The 19,344-nt window shown below is 44.9% G+C and carries 18 protein-coding genes; 3 read left to right on the top strand and 15 right to left on the bottom strand.

Annotated features, from left to right (window positions below; genetic code table 11):
• Positions 1–3: 3 nt before the first annotated feature.
• From ACVFI8_RS12480 to ACVFI8_RS12465, 4 genes are all read right to left on the bottom strand, one after another.
• Positions 4–786: an ABC transporter ATP-binding protein gene (locus ACVFI8_RS12480; protein WP_248713153.1), complete on the bottom strand. Its 783-nt coding sequence runs from the start codon at positions 784–786 to the stop codon at positions 4–6.
• The gene (locus tag ACVFI8_RS12475) at positions 783–1,754 is read right to left on the bottom strand and encodes a branched-chain amino acid ABC transporter permease (protein ID WP_248713154.1); all 972 of its coding nucleotides are present in this window, start codon (positions 1,752–1,754) and stop codon (positions 783–785) included. Before ACVFI8_RS12475 ends, ACVFI8_RS12480 begins: the two co-directional genes overlap by 4 nt.
• Positions 1,755–1,758: 4 nt before the next feature.
• The gene (locus tag ACVFI8_RS12470) at positions 1,759–2,628 is read right to left on the bottom strand and encodes a branched-chain amino acid ABC transporter permease (protein ID WP_248713155.1); all 870 of its coding nucleotides are present in this window, start codon (positions 2,626–2,628) and stop codon (positions 1,759–1,761) included.
• A gap of 98 nt (positions 2,629–2,726) precedes the next feature.
• The gene (locus ACVFI8_RS12465) at positions 2,727–3,914 is read right to left on the bottom strand and encodes an ABC transporter substrate-binding protein (protein ID WP_248713156.1); all 1,188 of its coding nucleotides are present in this window, start codon (positions 3,912–3,914) and stop codon (positions 2,727–2,729) included.
• A 355-nt stretch (positions 3,915–4,269) separates the two neighbouring features.
• Between ACVFI8_RS12465 and ACVFI8_RS12460 the strand changes: the two genes are divergently transcribed.
• Together ACVFI8_RS12460 and plsB are read left to right on the top strand one after the other, a co-directional pair.
• Positions 4,270–4,959, top strand: coding sequence for a GntR family transcriptional regulator (locus ACVFI8_RS12460; RefSeq protein ID WP_248713157.1), 690 nt, complete (start codon positions 4,270–4,272; stop codon positions 4,957–4,959).
• 208 nt (positions 4,960–5,167) lie between these two features.
• A complete protein-coding gene (gene plsB, locus ACVFI8_RS12455; protein WP_248713158.1) occupies positions 5,168–7,561 on the top strand; it encodes a glycerol-3-phosphate 1-O-acyltransferase PlsB in 2,394 nt (797 codons plus the stop codon).
• Between the two features lie 26 nt (positions 7,562–7,587).
• Here the strand turns inward: plsB and ubiA are convergent, their stop codons facing one another.
• A complete protein-coding gene (gene ubiA / locus ACVFI8_RS12450; RefSeq protein ID WP_248713159.1) occupies positions 7,588–8,442 on the bottom strand; it encodes a 4-hydroxybenzoate octaprenyltransferase in 855 nt (284 codons plus the stop codon).
• Positions 8,443–8,463: 21 nt separating this feature from the next.
• Positions 8,464–9,009: a chorismate--pyruvate lyase family protein gene (locus ACVFI8_RS12445; protein WP_248713160.1), complete on the bottom strand. Its 546-nt coding sequence runs from the start codon at positions 9,007–9,009 to the stop codon at positions 8,464–8,466.
• A gap of 243 nt (positions 9,010–9,252) precedes the next feature.
• On the opposite strand from ACVFI8_RS12445, the gene ACVFI8_RS12440 reads away from it, so the two are divergent.
• Positions 9,253–9,654 carry a flagellar basal body-associated protein FliL gene (locus ACVFI8_RS12440; protein ID WP_248713161.1) on the top strand — a complete coding sequence of 134 codons (402 nt, stop codon included), beginning with the start codon at positions 9,253–9,255 and terminating at the stop codon, positions 9,652–9,654.
• On the opposite strand, the gene glpG is transcribed toward ACVFI8_RS12440, so the two are convergent.
• The 9 genes from glpG to ACVFI8_RS12395 all read right to left on the bottom strand — a co-directional run bounded on the left by glpG (position 9,632) and on the right by ACVFI8_RS12395 (position 19,335).
• Positions 9,632–10,477, bottom strand: coding sequence for a rhomboid family intramembrane serine protease GlpG (glpG, locus tag ACVFI8_RS12435; protein WP_248713162.1), 846 nt, complete (start codon positions 10,475–10,477; stop codon positions 9,632–9,634). The two genes, ACVFI8_RS12440 and glpG, sit on opposite strands and share 23 nt — an antisense overlap.
• On the bottom strand, positions 10,474–10,800 hold the full coding sequence (gene glpE, locus ACVFI8_RS12430) for a thiosulfate sulfurtransferase GlpE (RefSeq protein WP_248713163.1): 327 nt from the start codon (positions 10,798–10,800) through the stop codon (positions 10,474–10,476). Before glpE ends, glpG begins: the two co-directional genes overlap by 4 nt.
• A gap of 129 nt (positions 10,801–10,929) precedes the next feature.
• Positions 10,930–11,631 carry an ATP-binding cassette domain-containing protein gene (locus ACVFI8_RS12425; protein ID WP_248713164.1) on the bottom strand — a complete coding sequence of 234 codons (702 nt, stop codon included), beginning with the start codon at positions 11,629–11,631 and terminating at the stop codon, positions 10,930–10,932.
• Between the two features lie 20 nt (positions 11,632–11,651).
• Positions 11,652–12,416, bottom strand: a complete 765-nt coding sequence (gene livG / locus ACVFI8_RS12420) for a high-affinity branched-chain amino acid ABC transporter ATP-binding protein LivG (protein WP_248713165.1) — start codon at positions 12,414–12,416, stop codon at positions 11,652–11,654.
• Positions 12,413–13,684 carry a high-affinity branched-chain amino acid ABC transporter permease LivM gene (locus ACVFI8_RS12415; protein ID WP_457871501.1) on the bottom strand — a complete coding sequence of 424 codons (1,272 nt, stop codon included), beginning with the start codon at positions 13,682–13,684 and terminating at the stop codon, positions 12,413–12,415. Before ACVFI8_RS12415 ends, livG begins: the two co-directional genes overlap by 4 nt.
• A complete protein-coding gene (gene livH, locus ACVFI8_RS12410; RefSeq protein ID WP_248713167.1) occupies positions 13,681–14,607 on the bottom strand; it encodes a high-affinity branched-chain amino acid ABC transporter permease LivH in 927 nt (308 codons plus the stop codon). Before livH ends, ACVFI8_RS12415 begins: the two co-directional genes overlap by 4 nt.
• Positions 14,608–14,704: 97 nt before the next feature.
• Positions 14,705–15,823: a branched-chain amino acid ABC transporter substrate-binding protein gene (locus ACVFI8_RS12405; protein ID WP_248713168.1), complete on the bottom strand. Its 1,119-nt coding sequence runs from the start codon at positions 15,821–15,823 to the stop codon at positions 14,705–14,707.
• 610 nt (positions 15,824–16,433) lie between these two features.
• Positions 16,434–17,849, bottom strand: coding sequence for a DUF4397 domain-containing protein (locus tag ACVFI8_RS12400; RefSeq protein WP_248713169.1), 1,416 nt, complete (start codon positions 17,847–17,849; stop codon positions 16,434–16,436).
• Between the two features lie 400 nt (positions 17,850–18,249).
• The gene (locus tag ACVFI8_RS12395; protein ID WP_248713170.1) at positions 18,250–19,335 is read right to left on the bottom strand and encodes a mechanosensitive ion channel family protein; all 1,086 of its coding nucleotides are present in this window, start codon (positions 19,333–19,335) and stop codon (positions 18,250–18,252) included.
• Positions 19,336–19,344: the final 9 nt, after the last annotated feature.

The following is a 19,344-nucleotide window of genomic DNA, read 5'->3' as shown; positions in this document are numbered from 1 at the left end:
AGCTTACATCCCGATAGCTGCATCTTCTGAGCCCAAATAAGCCTCGATGACTTTGGGGTTATTTTGAATTTCGCTAGGTGTGCCTTCGGCAATTTTCTCGCCAAAATTAATCACAATCAGCCTATCTGATATTTTCATGACTGCCGGCATGTCATGTTCTACCAGCAATACCGTGACTTGCCGTTCGTCTCTTAGGCGCTTCACCAAGCTGACCATTTTCATGGTTTCGTCGTGGTTCATGCCTGCAAATGGTTCATCTAGCAGTAAAATAGCGGGATCAGTGGCCAAGCCAATGGCCATGCCTAAAGCGCGTAAATGGCCTTGCGGTAAATTTGACGCTAGCTCGCCGCTAATTGCCTGCATCTCTAAAAATTCGATAATTTTATCGGCTGACTCAGCAAATATGCGTTCGTCACTGCGGGCCGCCGCACTGCCGAGAAAAAAGCCGAATAAGGAGGCTTTGGAGCGTAAGTGATGCGCCGCAATAATGTTTTCGCGCACCGTCATTGAGCGAAACACCGTGGTTTCTTGAAAAGTACGAACCACCCCTTTACGAGCAACAATGTGCGGTGCGAGGTTATTAATTCGCTCACCTTTTAATAACACTTCGCCACTGCTGGTGCTCAAAAATGATGAAATCAGCTGAAATAAGGTCGACTTACCCGCCCCGTTAGGACCTATTACCGACAATATCTCGCCCTTCTCTACTGAGAAGCTAATGTTATTCACCGCAGTTAAGCCACCAAATCGTTTAGTCACTCCATGCAGTTCTAATAGGGCTGTCATAAGCGCTCCTTTTTTCGTTCCAGCAGACTAAATACGCCGTTGGGTAACACCAACATCAAAATGATCAGTAGGCTAGAAAAAATCAGCATTTGATACTTACCAGCGGTAAATAATAAATCCCAACCGAAGTACAACATTAAAGTGCCTAACATCGGCCCAAATACATAACCTAAGCCCCCCAAGAAACAGTTCAACATGAAGTTAACACTGTCGGCGACTTGGAAAGATGAAGGGTAAATTGATTGCGAAATGGCAACAAAACTCGCCCCAGCAATGCCGCCAAAAAAGGACGAAATTGAATAGGTTACAATCCGCAAGTAAGCGGTATTTACACCAATAGAGGCTGATAACTCTTCATTTTGCTGCAATGAGCGACACAGATGCCCCAAACGCGAGTTAACCAAGCGCCACACTACCGCGTAAGCGATGATCATGAGGGTCACAGCCATCAGGTAGAACGCAATTTTAGGATTGTCTAGACTAGCAAAATCGGGGATCAGGGTAATGCCGAATATTTCTACCGCCTTAGGTAGCGGAATAGAAGTAATACCCTTGGCGCCTTGTGTCACAGGTAATGCCAAAGCCGTTAGGCGCATCACTTCGGTTAACACTAACGTCACCATGGCAAAATACACGCCGCGTAACCTTAAAATCGGCAGCCCGATAAATACCGATAATACGGCACAAAATAGCCCAGCTAAAGGCAAGCTAAGCCAAAAGTTAAGCCCTGCTTGGGTCACTAAAATAGCCGATACATAGCCACCGGCTAAAGCATAAGCCCCTTGGCCAATATTTATCCGGCCAATATAAAAGGTTAACCATACCCCCGCCGATGCAATCGACAACAAAGCCACTGAAGTTAGCGTGTAATAAAAATCGCTGCGCCCAGTTAACGTAATCACTAACGGAACCAGTAAGTAAACCGCGAGCAAAAAAAGCGCTATTCGAAACACCATTTTTTTGTTCATGCTATTAGCCCCATGGTTTGCCCATTAGCCCTTGTGGGCGAATGGCTAAAAAGATCATCAACGATGCAAAAATCACCAAATAAGTGATATCGCCATATTCCGATAACACCGACAAACCAACACTTTCTAACATGCCTAAGATAAAACCGCCGGCGATCGCCCCAGAAATAACCCCAGCCCCGCCAATCATAATCATCATGAACGCTTTTATTGAAGCGGGCCCGCCCATGCCAAGGTTAATACCGGTGATAGTAACCAATAAGCCACCCACCACACCGGCCAAGCTGGCACCTAAAGCGAAGCCAATCATTTGGTAGCGATCAACGTTCACCCCCATTAATTGGGCGGCAACTTTATCCTGTGCCAAGGCCCGCATGGCGCGGCCAGGTTTGGAATATTGCATAAATATGATAAACACCACGATCATCGCAATAGCAATTAAGCCAATCACTATTCGGTCGTAGGGCATGATGATGCGAAAGTCCCAGTTAAACACCCCGTCGATTATTTTGGGAACACCGCGCTGTTTTTCTCCAAAACTTAACAAGATGACCGCGTCGAGAAAGAAGGCGATACCCGCAGCCAGTAGCATGGAGCTCTCATCGCGTTTGGATTTCTTAATCACTGGCCGAAATAAGAATTTCTCTATTAAGCCCCCCACCACCGCAAGGGTAACGGCTGACAAAATTAAGCCCACTAAGAAAGGCAATTCAAACTGCACCACGATGGTGTAGGTAACAAAGCCACCTAACACATACATTTGCCCATGGGCAAAATTGAGTACGTTCATCAACGAAAAAATCAGTGTTAGGCCTAGCGCAATCAAGGCATATTGCGCTCCAAGATAAAGACCATTAACGACAATCTGTTCCATAACTAACCCTTCACAAAGCATTCTCTATAGAATGCTTGGCTTCTCAGTATGAGTCGCCAAGCATCGGTGGCAGCCGCTATATAGCTGCCACCTTTGATTTAATCAACAGTGGCTACAAACAAGGTTTCAAATTGGCCATCACGATAAACATTGACCACGAGTGGTACCGCTACTTGGCGTTTTTGACCAAATGAAGACATACCCACATAGCTCAACTTGGCATCACCCACCATGTAAGGGTTAGGCGCTTCAAAGGTATCCATCGTTGCTTGGAACGCCGCTACGTCTTTCATCGCTGCCGGGTTAGCTTTTAGCGTTTCAAGGATGTACTCAAGCGCATAAACCTTAGTGTTTGACTCATCGTTATACTCACCAAATTTCTTGGTGTAACGCTCTACAAACTCACGCATTTTATCTGACGCTAGCTCAGGCGTTGACGCACCACCCACTGAAATAAAACCGTCGGCAAGTTTGCCCGCACCTTCTTTCAAAACGTTAGCATCTTGAGCCGTTTCCGTTGAAATAAGCCCGGTATAGCCCAACTCACGCGCTGAACGAATTAACTGCGGTGCATTTGCTGGCGACACACCCGATAATACCAACAGCTCAGGTCGAGACTTAATCACCGGCAGCAACACCGGGGTAAAATCGGTGGTATCCACCTGATAAGTCACACTGCTAGACACCACCTCTAAACCAAGTGCTTTAGCTGCTGCAACACCGCCATCACGCTGGCTTAAGGGGTCTGACTCGTTGGCTGCAACAAAGGCGACTTTTTTGATGCCTTTCTCGTCGATCAGGTACTGGTAAATCGCGGGGCCAGACTGGTAGTTGGCCACCATGCCTAGTACTGCATTAGAAGCTGGTTTGGTATATAGCGACTTAGGGAAAGCGTAAGGGAAATACATAATGCCCTTTTGCTCAGCCACTGGGCGCACTGCCGCGGCGCCATCATCTACGTTCGGTCCCACCACATAATGAATACCTTCTTGCGCCATTTTCTCCATACCAGCAATTGAGCGCTTAGGATCTTTCTGGTCATCAAAGGCAACAATCTCGATGTCGTAAGTGGTGCCTCCAATGGTGTAACCACCTGTTTCATTGATCCAATCTGCGCGCGTTTCCATTGAGCGCTGATTAGAAATACCCCAAGCTGCTGCAGGGCCTGATGTTACTCCGACAAAGCCAACTTTAAGTACTGGATTAGCGGCAAAAGCGATGGTTGAACAAGTCATACTGATAGCACTCGCTAGCAGGCCGTACTTTATATAATTACGATATTGCATTGTATGAACTCCTTTTAGGCACACATTAATGGTTAAATTTAAACAACAAAAAAGTGATGGTTCTTTATATTCCTTGAAACACAATGATTGTTAACAATGAATAAAGTATTGTTAACGATTAATCATATCGATTGTTAACAAGCAAGCCACATGCCATACTTAGCTTCTCGTTATGAGTTTTCGAAATCTACGCTTGAAGCCCTTATATTCGGGCGATTTGAAGGGAATCAAATACTAAGGCAACATCAGCAATCAACAAAACCAAAGATAAATGGAGTAGAATTTGGATGAAAATAGTGCACAGTGACTTAAAATGCAGCACAGCTTTAATCTCAAGGATGGTTAATACGAACTCATGACCAACAATAAAACATCAGATACCGCTGAAGAAGAAATGATCGTAGAGCGCATTTACCAGACCATCATCGATCAACGCCTGGCCCCCGGAACTAAACTGGCTGAATCAGAGTTATGCGAAGCCTTTGGTGTGGGAAGAATGCGAGTGCGTCGTGCCTTATTGATGTTAGCAAACCGCGAGTTGGTGGTGCTTCATGCAAATAAAGGCGCATTTGTAGCCAGCCCTACCGCCAAGCAAGCACATGATGTGTTTGAAACTCGGCTAGCCATTGAGCCATCGCTGATCCGCTTAGCAGTGCAACGCGCCACCGCTAAAGACATTGATGGTTTAGAACAACACTTGCAGCAAGAATCTGACGCCCATCACGCAGGCGATCGGCGTAAAGCCATTACTCTATCAGGGCAGTTTCATATCAGTTTAGCGAAAATAGCTGACAACGCAGTGATGCTTCGACTAGTAAAAGACTTAGTCACCCAATCATCATTGATTATTGCTATGTTTGGCTCGGTGGGTATGAGCAATTGCCGAGATGATGAGCACGCTAGAATTATCCAAGCTATACGCCAGGGCGATGAAGACCTAGCGGTGAGTTTAATGCGTGAGCATATTCACCATATCAAGGCCAATATCAATTTAGACCATCGCCAAGAAGGAACCCCCGATTTGGCCAGCATTTTTTCGTCATAAGCATGCGGATTAAGCAAGAGATTAGCCTCAGCGCTACCTTTGGCATATTTTGACCCGCATTTTAGCCAACTAAAGGTATCTAATATCGACCACACTGAGAGAATTGTCTCAACATGAATTGCTGAGGGTTTGCATCAAATCAAAGCCAAAATTTGATAAGTCTGCTACCCTATGCCTTGTATTAATTAACCACTATAAGCTCTTTCAGATGTTACATTTGCCTTCTCCAATATTGGCGGTTTTACGTACAATTATTGGTTTCTTTACTCGCGGAAAATTTGTTCCAGAGAATCCGATTAACGAGTTTGATTTAGATTTATCTCAACCAATCATTTACGTGATCCCTAGCAATTCGTTAGCCGACGTACTCACCTTGCAACTCGCTTGTAAGCAACTAGGCCTGCCCGATCCCTTTGACCCGGTAATGTTTGCTGGCCAAGCCCACCAACGGGTGGCCTTTTTGGTTGATGGCAATGGCGAAACCCTCGAGGCGACCATTGAGCAGTTCACAGCAGCCTTAAGCATTCACCGAAGTGATGAGAGCCACAATGCTCAGCTCATTCCGGTGAAACTATTTTGGGACCGTTACCCTGGCCGAGAGAGTGTTGAAGATCTGATGGGGGGTAAGCCTACTCGCCCCGCGGGAACCCTGAAGAAAATATACCAAGTGGTCTTTAAAGGGCGGGAAAACCTCATTCGCTTTAGTCGGCCAGTATCCTTAAAAGACATGGCGCAAAGACAGGGCTCAGATAAGCGGATAGGCCATAAACTCGCCCGGGTTGCACGTATCCATTTTAGCCGTATGCAAATGATTGCTACGGGTCCTAAACTGCCAAATCGTCGTCATATGTTTGAGCAGTTGCTCGCTTCATCGACCATTCGTAATGCTATCGAAGATGAAGCTAACGCTAAGAAAATCAGCAAGGCTGAAGCAACACAAAGCGCGTTAAAATATCTTGAAGAAGTTGCCGCAGATTTTTCTTATCGTAATCTACGCATGGCCGATTCGGTATTAAGTTGGGTTTGGAACAAAATTTACTCTGGCATTGAGGTTAACCATGCTGAAAAAGTACGCCAGTTAGCTCAAGAAGGGCATGAGATAGTTTACGCACCTTGTCACCGTAGCCACATGGACTACCTGCTATTATCTTATGTGCTTTACCACCAAGGCATGGTACCACCGCATATCGCAGCCGGAGTTAACTTAAACTTTTGGCCGGCAGGCCCATTTTTCCGCCGCGCTGGTGCTTTCTTTATTCGCCGTAGTTTTAAAGGCAATAAACTCTACTCCACGGTTTTTAGAGAGTACTTAGGCCTATTATTTAGCCGCGGATACTCGGTTGAATACTTCACCGAAGGTGGCCGCAGCCGAACCGGACGTTTATTACCGCCTAAAACTGGCATGCTAGCCATGACAGTGCAAGCGATGATGCGCGGTTTAGAACGGCCAGTGACGATTGTGCCGGTTTACTTCGGTTACGAGCACGTTATGGAAGTTGGTACTTACTACAAAGAACTAAAAGGCAAAACCAAAGACAAAGAATCGTTACTGTCATTATTTGGTATGCTGCGAAAACTGCGCAATTTTGGCCATGGTTACGTCAACTTTGGCGAACCGATTAATCTAAATCATAGCCTAAATAAACTGGCACCCGAGTGGCGAGACCACCCTGAAGATGGGCTAAAACCCAGCTGGTTAGTGCCTGCAGTAAACGACATATCCAACCAACTGATGGAAAATATTAACAGTGCTGCGGCGGTCAACGGCTTGTGCTTGAGCGCCATTATTTTACTGGCGGCCGAAAACCGCGCCATGCCGCGCAAACAGCTGGTTAAGCAACTCACACTATGCACCACGTTGATCAAAAATGTGCCCTACAGCAGCCATGTCACTTTGCCAGACATAGACGCTGAAAGCCTATTAGACCAAGCGATTAGCTTAGATAAGTTTGAAATTCGCAGTGATTACCTTGGTGAGATAGTGGGCTTAGATGAGAAGCAGCAGGTATTACTGAATTTCTATCGCAATAATATTATTCACTTGCTGATTATTCCTGCGTTTATCGCCACGGCTTTGCTTCAGCATCGCCGTTTAGGCCGCAGCCAATTGGTAACACTGATGGAGCAGCTTTACCCTTTATTAAAAGGCGAGCTGTTTATGCACTATCAAGCTAGTGATATGAGTGAACTTATCGAGCGTTACTTGGCTGAGTTTGTGTCACTTAAATTAATTAGTGAAAGTGATGATTGCTTTAAAATTGATAATCATCGGCGTGGTCGCTTATTGCTGCTTGCTCAAATAGCGCAAGAAAGCTTACACCGCTATGCGATTGTGGCGGCGTTACTCGCTAAATGTCCACATCTAGAGCGCACAGAGCTAGAACAACAAGCATTAGCGGGGGCTCAACGCCTTGCCAAGCTACATAACATTGATGCCCCTGAATACTACGACAAGCGCATCACCACCAATTTGTTGGCACTGGCTCGTGAACAAGGCTACACCGCCCCAGAACACGCCAATAATTTGTTTGCTCAGCTGTCTCCATTACTGGCCGATGGCGTTTATGATTCAATCAGTGAATTATTGGATTTAGAGGCTTAGCCCGATCAAGCCAAGCAATAACATTATCAGGTATATGCCAGCCACAAATAGTGGCTGGCTATACCAGCAAACAATACTAAACCTACGTAGTTATTATTAAGAAATGCACTAAAGCAGGCTTCTCGTTGCCGATAGCGAATTAACTTTTGCTGATAAACGAATAAAGCGGCGGCTCCCAGTAATGCTATATCAAAGCTCAAGCCTAACTGTTTATAGTAGCCAATCGCAGCAAAAAACAACAAACAGACCAGCTGCAAAACGCCAATAATCAACTTATCAAATCGGCCAAATAAGATAGCGGTAGACTTAACACCGATCTTTAAATCATCCTCTCTATCCACCATTGCATATTTAGTATCGTAAGCAATGGTCCAACATACGTTGGCGAATACTAATAACCAAGCTTCGTTTGCGATTTGGCCAGTTTGAGCGGCATAAGCCATTGGTATACACCAGCTAAACGCTAAGCCCAAAAACAATTGCGGCAAATGGGTAACCCGTTTCATAAATGGGTATAAAGCGGCAAGGCCCAACGCCACGACTGACAATACAATGGTTAAAGTATTTTGAGTAAGCACCAATAAAAAAGACAAGCCGACAAGAGCGGCAAACAACAGTAAGGCGGCTCTCTCAGTCACTTCACCGGTCGCTAAGGGGCGCTGAGCAGTACGTTCAACATGAACATCTACCTTTCTATCGGCATAGTCGTTAATTACGCAGCCTGCAGAGCGCATTAGAAAAACGCCCAATACAAATACTGCTAATACCGACAGATCAGGTACGCCATCAGCTGCCAGCCACAGAGCCCACAACGCAGGCCACAACAACAACAAGGTACCAATAGGTTTATCGGCCCGCATTAGCTGCCAATAGGGACGCATTCTTGCCACTCCTTGCACTTACTACTCCTTGCTATATGCCAAGCTATCGGGAAGAAAAACCTCTGCAACTAGCAGTGGCGCACTATCGAGTATAAACCGAGAACGTCTGCCCCACAGCGCAACATTGTCATTAGCATACTGATAAATACTTGACGCTTTGTCGATTAGGCCTATCTCTAAGCTTTGTCTTTGGCCTTTTTCAGTAAATAACAATTCACCTAAAGGTTTATTATTTAGCTGGCTCACCGCTGCAGCATCGCCCTCCAAGGAGCTTTGGGGGATAATACTTCGTGCAAACACCCATGCCTTGCCATCACAAAGCAGCAGTACTTCTCTTATCCAATAGGGCCCTGCACAGGCTAATGACATTCGCTCATGCTCAGCAATTTCTTGGTAACCTTCAAACAACACATTTATCGAAAAATGTTGGCAATGTTCACGCAAGCGGGCAGTAAGCGACCCAGGATAGAGCAGCCAATCGGCTAAAACGTGACTACTTAACTCCACCTTTTGGGGTAAATGCCAAACGCCTTCGGCGCCACAAGGTGGATTCTTGTTTAGGTTCACGGCTATACTTGTAAAAGAGTTATAGTCATATTATCCGGTAATTCAAGGATTAAAGTAAACTATCCTTTCGCCCTATTATGCTATTCTTGCTAAGTCTATATTAGGCGCATTATCAATAGTTAAGCCTGTAGTAGATATGCTGAGCTAAAGAGAAGCTATAGTTTAAATATGCGCTTAGTGCTTGACCTATCATCGTATAGTAGAAACAATAAAACCAAGACTAGCAAAGGATTAGAACGTCGCATGAAATTTGCCCACACACTGCTGTTATGCGGTAGCTTATTTTTCTCAGCCCTCGCCAATAGCCAAGAAGCGGGTAACCCAAGTTATGCCTACTTTGGGTTTGAGCCAGACATTATTACTAACTACATAAGTAGTGGTAAGAAGCTCGGTTATGTTCGCGTTACTGCTGAAGTCATGGTAGAGAATCAAAGTGCCCTAAGCAGTATTGAACATCACGCGCCACTGATTCGTGACGCGATCATAGAAATTTTGGGCCACCAGCGCGAAGAAGATATCAAGTCACTGAAAGGCCGCGAAGAAATAAGAGTGCTTTGCCAAGAGGCGGTCAATGATTTACTCGTTCAAGAAACCGGTAAAAAATTGGTTAGCAAGCTGTTATTTACGAAGTACCTTTATCAGTAATCTTGTCAAATATTGCTTGAGCACAGCCCACGAATAAACCAAACAAGTGGGCTAAGTTAGCGGTAGATGGGCCGACTATATCCATAAAACCAATCACTAGCCAAACCAACATAAAGCCCACTATTGCTGGGCTAAGTTGCAAGCCCGTTTTAGGCCTTAACCAACCCGTAAACCAGCAATAGCCTAACAGTGCATAAACTACCCCTGATAAGCCACCAAAGTATGGCCCGCTAGCCAACAGTTGCGCCACATTGGGAATAATGGCCGCCACCAAGGTGATAAGTAGCAGCTTAGAGCTACCTAACTGACGTTCGACTTCACCGCCGAGTTGCCACCACCACAAACCGTTAAACACAATATGGATAATAGAAAAGTGTAAAAATATGGGGGTAATCACTCGCCAAAATTCGACTGAGGCCAATTGCTCCAAACGGGGAGTAATCGTGAGATGCTCAATCAGGTAGCGTTCAAAACCTAAACTCATAAAAGCATATACAAGCGCCGATATGATTAACACCGCTAAGGTAACAGGCCCCGCATGGGCTAAAAATGCATTCTTAACAACCCCTGAGCCACCATAAGAAAAAGACGCTTTACGGCTATCAGCCACTTTCCAAGATGCGGCTAAATATTTCTGGTCGTTGGGGTTATTTAAAAACTGCTTAAGCTCGTATTCAGCTTTTTCTAAGTGTTGTTCATCTTTTAGAAATATCGCTACGCCTTGCTCTGCAGGCGCTAACAAGCATTCTATTTTTAGCACCGCCATGTAATCAACGTAGGCTTGGGCAACCCTTGGGTTGTTCATTACTATAAGCTGCTTCACTCAGCTTCACCCGCTTCAATAGGCGCCACAGTGCGCCATGCTTCAAAGCCGCCTTGTAGGCTATACACTTCTTCAAATCCTTGATGCAGCAGATATTGAGCAGCGCCTTGGCTAGAGATACCGTGGTAACACATCACAATCAGCGGGGTATCAAATTCTGTTTCAGAAATCAGCTTATTTAAACTGCCATCGCTCAGGTGAAAAGCATCAACCGGGTGGGCTTGCGAAAACGACTGAGGATCACGCATATCTAATAACACAGCGCCATCATTCGCAATCTTATCTTGGGCACCGCTCACATCGATTTGTTGAAACTGTTCCATGGCAACTCTCTTCTGAATATTTCCTTCACTTTAACTGGTTTTATAGCAAAGAAAAAGTCACATCGTTTACGTGGATAAGCGATAAAAAAAAGCAAGCCGAAGCTTGCTTAGTATTAATCCATTTGTGGCTTAGGCGCCCAAGTAGGCCTTGCGAACATCTTCATTTACCAACAAATTATCTCCGGTATCTTCCAACACAATGCGGCCATTTTCTAACACATAACCACGATCGGCTAAACGTAGGGCTTGGTTAGCATTTTGCTCAACTAAGAATACGGTCATTCCACGTTGCCGCAGTTGCTCCACAATATCGAAAATTTGCTGAATGATGATCGGCGCTAACCCCAGTGAAGGTTCATCTAACAACAGCAACCTAGGGTTACTCATTAACGCTCTGCCAATGGCCAGCATTTGTTGTTCACCACCCGACATGGTTCCGGCACGCTGGCTAACTCGCTCCAATAATCGTGGAAACAAGTTATACATCTCTTCGATACGCTCTTCTGTTTCTTGCTTAGTCGCAAAAAACGCTCCCATACGTAGATTTTCTTCCACGGTTAAACGAGAGAATATTCTACGCCCTTCTGGCACTACCGCTATGTCGCCACGCATAATGTCATGGGTTTGGCTATGCGTGATGTCTTTGCCATCAAACAATACTTGGCCGCTACTGGCTCTTGGATCACCACACAAGGTCATAAGCAAAGTGGTTTTGCCTGCACCATTAGCGCCAATAAGGCTAACTATCTCGCCTTCATTCACCTGCACATTTACATTGTGCAGGGCTTGAATAGGGCCATAGTGCGTTGAAACATTTTTTAACTCTAACATTAGTTGCTTGTCCCTCAGCCTTAAAATTCACCTAAATAGGCTTTGATAACCTCAGGGTTATTACGAATATCTTCTGGCGTACCATTTGCCAAAGGACAGCCTTGATTTACCACGTAAATCCGATCAGAAATTCCCATAACCAGTTTCATGTCGTGCTCAATCAGCAATACAGATACGGACTCATTGGCGCGTAAATCCATGATCAAATTATCAAGATCGTCGGTCTCTTTAGGGTTAAGCCCCGCTGCCGGCTCATCTAACATCAAAATTTCAGGGCGAGTCACCATACAGCGTGCTATTTCTAAACGGCGCTGTTGGCCATAAGCCAAGTTGCCGGCTTTACGGTTAGCAAACTCGGTAAGACCCACCTTGGCTAACCAGTACTCAGCAAATGCCAAGGCGTCCGCTTCGCTTTTCTTAAAGCTCGGCGTTTTCAGCAAACCCGCGATGAAATTAGTATTCAAATGGCGGTGCTGAGCAACCAACAAGTTTTCAACCACGCTCATGTCTTTGAACAAACGAACGTGCTGAAAGGTTCGCACGATGCCTTTACGAGCAATTTGATGCCCCGCAAGACCTTGCAACGCTTCACCGCGATATAAAATTTGGCCGGCGGTTGGTTTATAAAAACCAGTTAGGCAGTTAAATACCGTCGTTTTACCCGCGCCATTGGGGCCAATGACCGATACGACTTCTTTCTCTTTAAGCGTTAGTGCAACATTATTTACTGCCAGTAAGCCACCAAAACGCATGGTAAGGCCATTAACTTCTAATATATTACTCATGCCTTGGCCCCCTCTTTTAACTCAATGTGAGGACGAGACATCGGCAATAAACCCTGTGGTCGCCAAATCATCATAAATACCATCATTAAACCAAACATCAGCATACGGTATTCATTAAATTCGCGCGCCATTTCAGGTAATACCGTCATAATAATTGCCGCGAGTACCACACCAATTTGTGAGCCCATGCCCCCTAGTACTACAATCGCTAAAATAATGGCTGACTCAATAAAGGTGAAAGACTCTGGGCTAATGAAGCCTTGTCTGGCAGCAAAGAAACTCCCAGCAAAACCAGCAAAACCAGCACCAATAGTAAACGCAGTAAGCTTAACCACGGTTGGATTTAAGCCTAAAGAGCGGCAAGCAATTTCATCTTCACGCAAGGCTTCCCAAGCGCGGCCAATGGGCATTCTCAATAGGCGGTTAATCACAATAATAGTGAGCACGACCAGTAATAAAGCCATCAAGTATAAGAAGATAACTTTATACTGCGAGTTGTAGCTAATACCAAAAAAGTTATGGAAGGTATCGAAACCTTCACCCTTTAGTCTTCGGTTAAACTCTAAGCCAAACAAAGTAGGTTTCGGCACCCCGCTAATACCATTAGGACCACCAGTAAGGTGGGTCAAGTTATTCAGCAATAGACGAATAATTTCACCAAAACCGAGGGTCACAATCGCTAAATAATCGCCACGTAAGCGTAAGACAGGAAAGCCCAGTAAAAAGCCAAACAAGGCTGCCATGCCACCCGCAATAGGTAAACATGTCCAAAAGCCAAAACCATCGGCGCTTAACAACGCATAGGTGTATGCACCAACCGCATAAAAGCCCACGTAACCTAAATCAAGCAAACCCGCTAAACCTACCACCACGTTTAAGCCCAAACCAAGCATCACGTAAATTAAGGTTAGGGTGGCTAAATCCACCGAGCCACGACTGACAATAAAGGGCCATACAATGGCGCCCGCTAGCGCAAATGACACCATTAAGCGATAAGCTTTGGGGCTTTCTTCTGGGCTAGGCAGTTTAAAGTTGAACTTTTTGACTGCGCCCCGAGGTTTAGCCTTACCAAACAACAACGGGTGTAATAACTGGCTGATAAATACTGCAGCCATACCGATAAACAACCATTTTAGGTGTTGCTCATCTGCGAGAGCTAAATTTAAACCACTGCTACTCGGCTCCATACGAATACCCAGTAACCAGCCTGCCAATAACATAAACGTGATGGTTGAAATCAAGGCGCCAGAAAGATTGAGCTTACTCATACTTTTTCTACCTCCGGCTTACCTAGCAATCCGGTTGGCATAAACAACAATACAAAACACAGCAGGCCAAACGACACCACATCTTTGTACTCAGTACTAAAATAACCAGCGGTAATCGCTTCAGTTATGCCCAGTAGCAAACCACCCACTACCGCTCCAGGTATCGAACCAATGCCGCCTAATACTGCTGCGGTAAAGGCTTTTAGCCCAGCCATAAAGCCGATATACGGATTAATCACCCCGTAATATATGCCTAGCAATACCCCCGCGACAGCCGCAAGCGCAGCACCAATAACGAAGGTCAATGAAATGACTTTATTGGTATCAATACCCAATAAATTAGCCATGCCAATATCTTCTGAACATGCTCGACAAGCACGCCCCATGCGTGAACGAGTAATAAAAGTGGTAAGTACAATCATCGTGACAAAGGTCACCACAAAAATAACCAACTGCATGTATGAAATCGTTAAATTGAAGCCATCTTCGGGGCCGAAAGACCAACCACCAGAGATTAAGCTTGGCATGGCAATATCTCGGCTACCTTGCGAGAGGCGCACTAAGTTTTGTAAGAAGATAGACATACCAATCGCCGAGATCAGGGCGATTAAACGGTTACCACCACGTACCGGTCGATAAGCGACTTTTTCGATGGTCCAGCCATAGGCGCTGGTAATAATGATGCTTATTGCAAACGCACCAAATAACAAAATCGGTAAGGAATCTAATCCCATGAGTGATAAAGCAGCGAGCACAATAAATGCGACGTAACTACCGATCATATACACTTCACCGTGGGCGAAGTTAATCATGCCGATAATGCCATACACCATCGTGTAACCAATGGCGATCAGCGCATAGGTACTACCAATGGTTAATCCATTGACTAACTGCTGAAAAAAATAGAAAAATTGCTCAGACATAGCTGCCCCAATCTAGTGGCTCTAGACCACCAATTAAGTGTCTTTTAAAACGGAAAACACCGACTAGGCAAAAGCTAGTCGGTGCATCATTACGGAATTACTTAGCGGCAGACGAAGAACCGTCAGCATGCCAAGAGAATACGCCAAAGTCGAAGCCTTTAAGGTCGCCTTTAGTATCCCACTGTAGTGGTCCCATTACCGTATCAACTTTGTTGTTACGTAGGTATTCAGCGACTGCTTCAGGATCATCACCCGCAGCACTCACACCAGCAACAATAGATTGCATAGCCGCATAGGCTGTCCATACAAACGGGCCAGTTGGGTCATCACCTTTCTCTACTAAGGCATCAACAATAGGCTTGTTGGCAGGGTCTAAGTCATATTTCTTAGGAAGGGTAACCAGTAAACCTTCTGAGGCTTCACCTGCAATAGCCGAGATGTCTTTATTACCCACACCTTCTGGACCCATAAAGGTAGCCTTAAGGCCTTTCTCTGCTGACTGACGCAAAATAGCACCAAGTTCAGGGTGGTAGCCACCGTAATAAACGAAATCCACTTTCTCTTTGTTTAGTTTAGAAATAAGCGCAGAAAAATCTTTATCGCCAGCGGTTACACCTTCAAAGGCCACCACTTTAACACCCGCAGTTTCTAGTTCAGTTTTTACTGAAGTGGCAATACCTTCACCGTATTGCTGTTTGTCATGAATAACCGCAACACGCTCAGGTTTAACTTTGTCGATAATGTAACGAGCGGCAGTTGGGCCTTGGTCGCTATCTAAACCAATAGTACGGAAAGTAAGTTGGTAGCCACGGCTGGTGATATCAGGGCTAGTTGACGCAGGAGTAATCATTAATACGCCTTCGTCTTCATAAACGTCTGACGCGGGTTGGGTCGCGCCAGAACACAGGTGACCGATTACGTATTTAACACCATCATTGATGATTTTGTTGGCTACGGCTACCGCCTGTTTTGGTTCACAAGCATCGTCGTACACTACCGCTTCAATTTGCTTACCTTCAATGCCACCCGCTTGATTAAGCAGCTCAACAGCAATACCTGCACCAGCAAATTGCATGTCACCATATTGAGCAACCGGACCGGTTACAGGACCTGCAATTGCAACCTTGATAGTATCAGCAGCGTTAGCTACAGACACAGCACCAAATAACGCTAGCGAAACCGCTAAGCCGGAAGCTGATTTTTTCCATTTAGTCATTAGAAACTCCATGTTAGCTTTTTGTTATATTATGTATGTTTGCAGAGATGATGCGCTAGCTGGCAAAGCCAAGCTATCCCCAGTAATCACCTCAGTGGTTCCTGTTTTACCTTATACTCACAGTGTTTAACAAGAGGAAGGATCAGCAGAGTAGGTTCGCACTGGTTTTTTCGCCGACCATAACTCTGCTCAACAAGCGAACCACCAGCCACAAACAGCATAGAAAACCAAAAAAGTAGAGATTTAACCCACAACGGATCACAAATAAGGCATTTAACCCTTAATTTTTGTAAATATGCTACAACTATGGTGGATTACTAATATTGATACGGGATTTTGGTTTTCTTTGCAGCATAAATGCACAGCCAATAAGCAGTAGACAGGCCACTTTAGCTTTTCCCTTGCCATTAGTAATGAAATATTACGCTAACTTTTGGAATATTTATGCAGCGTCAATATCTAGTATTCAGAGCAACACTGGCCAGTGTGAATACCATAATATGCACAGTAAACTGACATTATCCGCCGAGATGAATCGTTGTGTAGAGTGAAAAAGAGAGTGAAAAAGTGGACACCAAAAACGCGCGTTTAAACGAGCGTTGTACTTAAACTAATAGAACACTCTTTGCATGTCGTAGGGTGCTCCGCCATAGGCGCTTTCGGTAGCGGTTAAGTTAACCACATCGCCTTCCTCTACATTGCTTAGACTATATTCAAGCAGCAAGTCACCACTGCTCTCACCATATATGTATATATCATAGTCTCCTTGCTCAATCTGATACTCTTCAGAGCCGAGGTAAGTCAGAGTAACTACCGCTTCATAATTACTGGGGTTAGCGCCATCGGCCACCACCACAATGTCTAAAGACTCTGAATCTTCATTATCAATAGCATGGGTGAAAATGAGCTTACCGTGGGTGGCAATGATACTCAGATCATTTACTTGGTCATTTAGCGTCAGGTCTTCGTCACTATCACCGGCTGCAATAATGGTGATTTGAGAGTCTGTCGTTATCTCAAAACTTTCCACTGCTAATGCTGAGTCGGTATCAATATCCGCTCCAAAATCATACATATAAAATGTCATGCTATCGCCGTCATCCACATCACTAATCGTAATTTCTGCTTCAGCAGACAAATCACCAAAGTCTAGATGGGTAAACAGCAATTGTTTACCGGAGCCATCATCGAAATAAATATCTATCGCTTCGGTATTAGCAATAGCATTGTTTACTCTAAGATAAGCAGGTTGGGCATCATTGGTAATCAATCGTGCCTCATCTTCATCACATTCAACCACCGCGTAGCGCAGCGTATTACTGCCTGCAACCGAATAACTCACCACACTATAAATGTATGAACTAGCGGCTTCGAGGCTGATATTATCCGCTGCTATGACAATAGAGCTGGTGTCTGATTCAGTGACTATAATTTTATAAGTACCCTGGTCAACATCTAGCTCTTCAGATTCCCCCATATAGCTCAGCGAACTGGTCACCGATTTATTAAGCAAATTACCCCCTTCATCAACGAGATAAATATCTACATTCGCTAACTCACTGGATGCTTGAAAAAACTGTATTCTCGCTTGTCCGTCGTCGTATTCGTCATCGTATAGGTCGTCAACATCGGTTTGAATTGTTAGCACTTCTGGGGAAAAAGGATCCTCTCCATACAGAATATACGAATGAATATACTGTTTCTTTATTGTGATCTCATCATCGTCGGTGAAGCGAGCATACTCTGTGTTCGGTAAAATCTGATTAAACTCGAGGTCATAACTGCCCGTGCTCAACTCAGTTAAAGCACTGGACTCAGCAAAGCCAATTTGGGCAAATGCGTTTTCATCCATGATGAGCTCTATATCTGGCGACGCTGGAACTAAATTTACAAATCGAAAATAACCCGTGCTAGAAGTCGCGCTTTCATCTTCATCATCGTCACCGATTTGAAAGTTACTTAAATCACAAGCCACTAGAGTGATACTAACTAGCACTAACACCGCAAGTTTCCATAACTTACTCATAAACATAACTACTCCATAATACGGGGAAACGTCAGATTTCTGCCATCCTCATCCGCAACCTAGGCTGGATGACTTGATTGATGATGAAAGTGCATTCAACAAGCCTTCAAACATCTTTAAGCGCTTAAGTTCGGCTAGCCTTTGATTTGGTTTAGTTTAAGAACTCATTTGCAGAAACAAGATTGGATATTACTGAGCAAGCCCGCCAACGAAAAGCCAACAGCGGTCGATTCAACCAAAACTCCATATTTGCAGATAGGCATTCAAGGCAGATAAAAGTACCGCTTAAACATTATTTTGGAGACGAGAAGCTTAGTTGAGTTATAGCAGTGAGTAAGTTCAGAGAAAAATAGAGCAGTATTGGTTGCCAGCCAGGCGACAACCAATACGGTAACGAATACTAAGACACGTCACTCCCTACTTGTGAAGCCAAGTGCAAAGTGCGGGTAGGAAAGGCAAACTCAGCGTCGTTGGCAACCACAATTTCAACCACTTTATTGAGCACATCTTGTTTAACTTGGTGGTATTTGACCCAATCGGTTGTTTTGGTGAAAGTATAAATAAAGAAGTCTAACGACGAGGCATTAAAGCTATTGAAGTTAACCATGAGAGTTTGGCTGGTATCGATCTCTGGGTGATGACGCAGCATCAACTCTACCTCTGCGACGACCTTGGTCATTTTAGGCGCATCATCGTAACGAATACCGATGGTTTCTTTAATCCGTCGGTGGCTCATACGGCTTGGATTTTCAACTGCAATACTAGAGAAAATCGCGTTAGGTACATACAAAGGGCGTTTATCAAAGGTGCGGATCTTGGTCACCCGCCAGCCGATGTTCTCTACGGTACCCTCAATACTGCGGTCTGGAGAACGGATCCAATCGCCCACCTTAAAGGGTTTATCGAAGTAGACAATTAAGGCACCAAAAAAGTTAGCCAACAAGTCTTTGGCAGCCATACCCACTACTAGGCCGCCCATCCCACCAAAGGCTAATACACCTGAAATACTAAAGCCTAGGGTTTGAAACACGGCTAACATGAGTAAAATAATGACGGCTGCACGGCACAGTTTTGCTACCGCATGCACGGTGGTTTGATCTTTGCCCACAGCAATTAGCTGGCGCTCAGCACGGCGAACAAAGCGCATACCTACCCAGGCGAGTAGAAAAACAATCAATACTTGTCGCACGACTGGAATCACGGGTTTCAAGTCAGAATCAAGCGCATTGGCAAACGCCACCGCCACCAGCGAGAGACCGACGACAGCTATCAACCAATTGATCGGTTTCCACAACGAATACCAAATAGCATCATCCCATACCGTTGTGGTTTTTTGGGTTAAACGACTTAAACGCGCCGCCAATACGCGCCACACAATAAACGCTAACAAGGTAATGCCTAACACCACAAACACGTCAAACAGCCAATTAGAGGTCGCTAACTGGGCTTGTTCTTGCTCTAACCACTGGGAAAACTCTTCAAACATAGATCCGTC

This window comes from Agarivorans sp. MS3-6 (assembly GCF_054112545.1).
Note: the sequence above shows the minus strand (reverse complement) of the source record. Positions and strands in the feature narration are given on the sequence as shown.

Bases quoted from the DNA above. Each gene is read 5' to 3' on its own strand.
- ACVFI8_RS12480 (WP_248713153.1), bottom strand. From the start codon at position 786: ATGACAGCCCTATTAGAACTGCATGGAGTGACTAAACGATTTGGTGGC.
- ACVFI8_RS12475 (WP_248713154.1), bottom strand. From the start codon at position 1,754: ATGAACAAAAAAATGGTGTTTCGAATAGCGCTTTTTTTGCTCGCGGTT.
- ACVFI8_RS12470 (WP_248713155.1), bottom strand. From the start codon at position 2,628: ATGGAACAGATTGTCGTTAATGGTCTTTATCTTGGAGCGCAATATGCC.
- ACVFI8_RS12465 (WP_248713156.1), bottom strand. From the start codon at position 3,914: ATGCAATATCGTAATTATATAAAGTACGGCCTGCTAGCGAGTGCTATC.
- ACVFI8_RS12460 (WP_248713157.1), top strand. From the start codon at position 4,270: ATGACCAACAATAAAACATCAGATACCGCTGAAGAAGAAATGATCGTA.
- plsB (WP_248713158.1), top strand. From the start codon at position 5,168: ATGTTACATTTGCCTTCTCCAATATTGGCGGTTTTACGTACAATTATT.
- ubiA (WP_248713159.1), bottom strand. From the start codon at position 8,442: ATGCGTCCCTATTGGCAGCTAATGCGGGCCGATAAACCTATTGGTACC.
- ACVFI8_RS12440 (WP_248713161.1), top strand. From the start codon at position 9,253: ATGAAATTTGCCCACACACTGCTGTTATGCGGTAGCTTATTTTTCTCA.
- glpE (WP_248713163.1), bottom strand. From the start codon at position 10,800: ATGGAACAGTTTCAACAAATCGATGTGAGCGGTGCCCAAGATAAGATT.
- ACVFI8_RS12425 (WP_248713164.1), bottom strand. From the start codon at position 11,631: ATGTTAGAGTTAAAAAATGTTTCAACGCACTATGGCCCTATTCAAGCC.
- livG (WP_248713165.1), bottom strand. From the start codon at position 12,416: ATGAGTAATATATTAGAAGTTAATGGCCTTACCATGCGTTTTGGTGGC.
- ACVFI8_RS12415 (WP_457871501.1), bottom strand. From the start codon at position 13,684: ATGAGTAAGCTCAATCTTTCTGGCGCCTTGATTTCAACCATCACGTTT.
- livH (WP_248713167.1), bottom strand. From the start codon at position 14,607: ATGTCTGAGCAATTTTTCTATTTTTTTCAGCAGTTAGTCAATGGATTA.
- ACVFI8_RS12405 (WP_248713168.1), bottom strand. From the start codon at position 15,823: ATGACTAAATGGAAAAAATCAGCTTCCGGCTTAGCGGTTTCGCTAGCG.
- ACVFI8_RS12400 (WP_248713169.1), bottom strand. From the start codon at position 17,849: ATGAGTAAGTTATGGAAACTTGCGGTGTTAGTGCTAGTTAGTATCACT.
- ACVFI8_RS12395 (WP_248713170.1), bottom strand. From the start codon at position 19,335: ATGTTTGAAGAGTTTTCCCAGTGGTTAGAGCAAGAACAAGCCCAGTTA.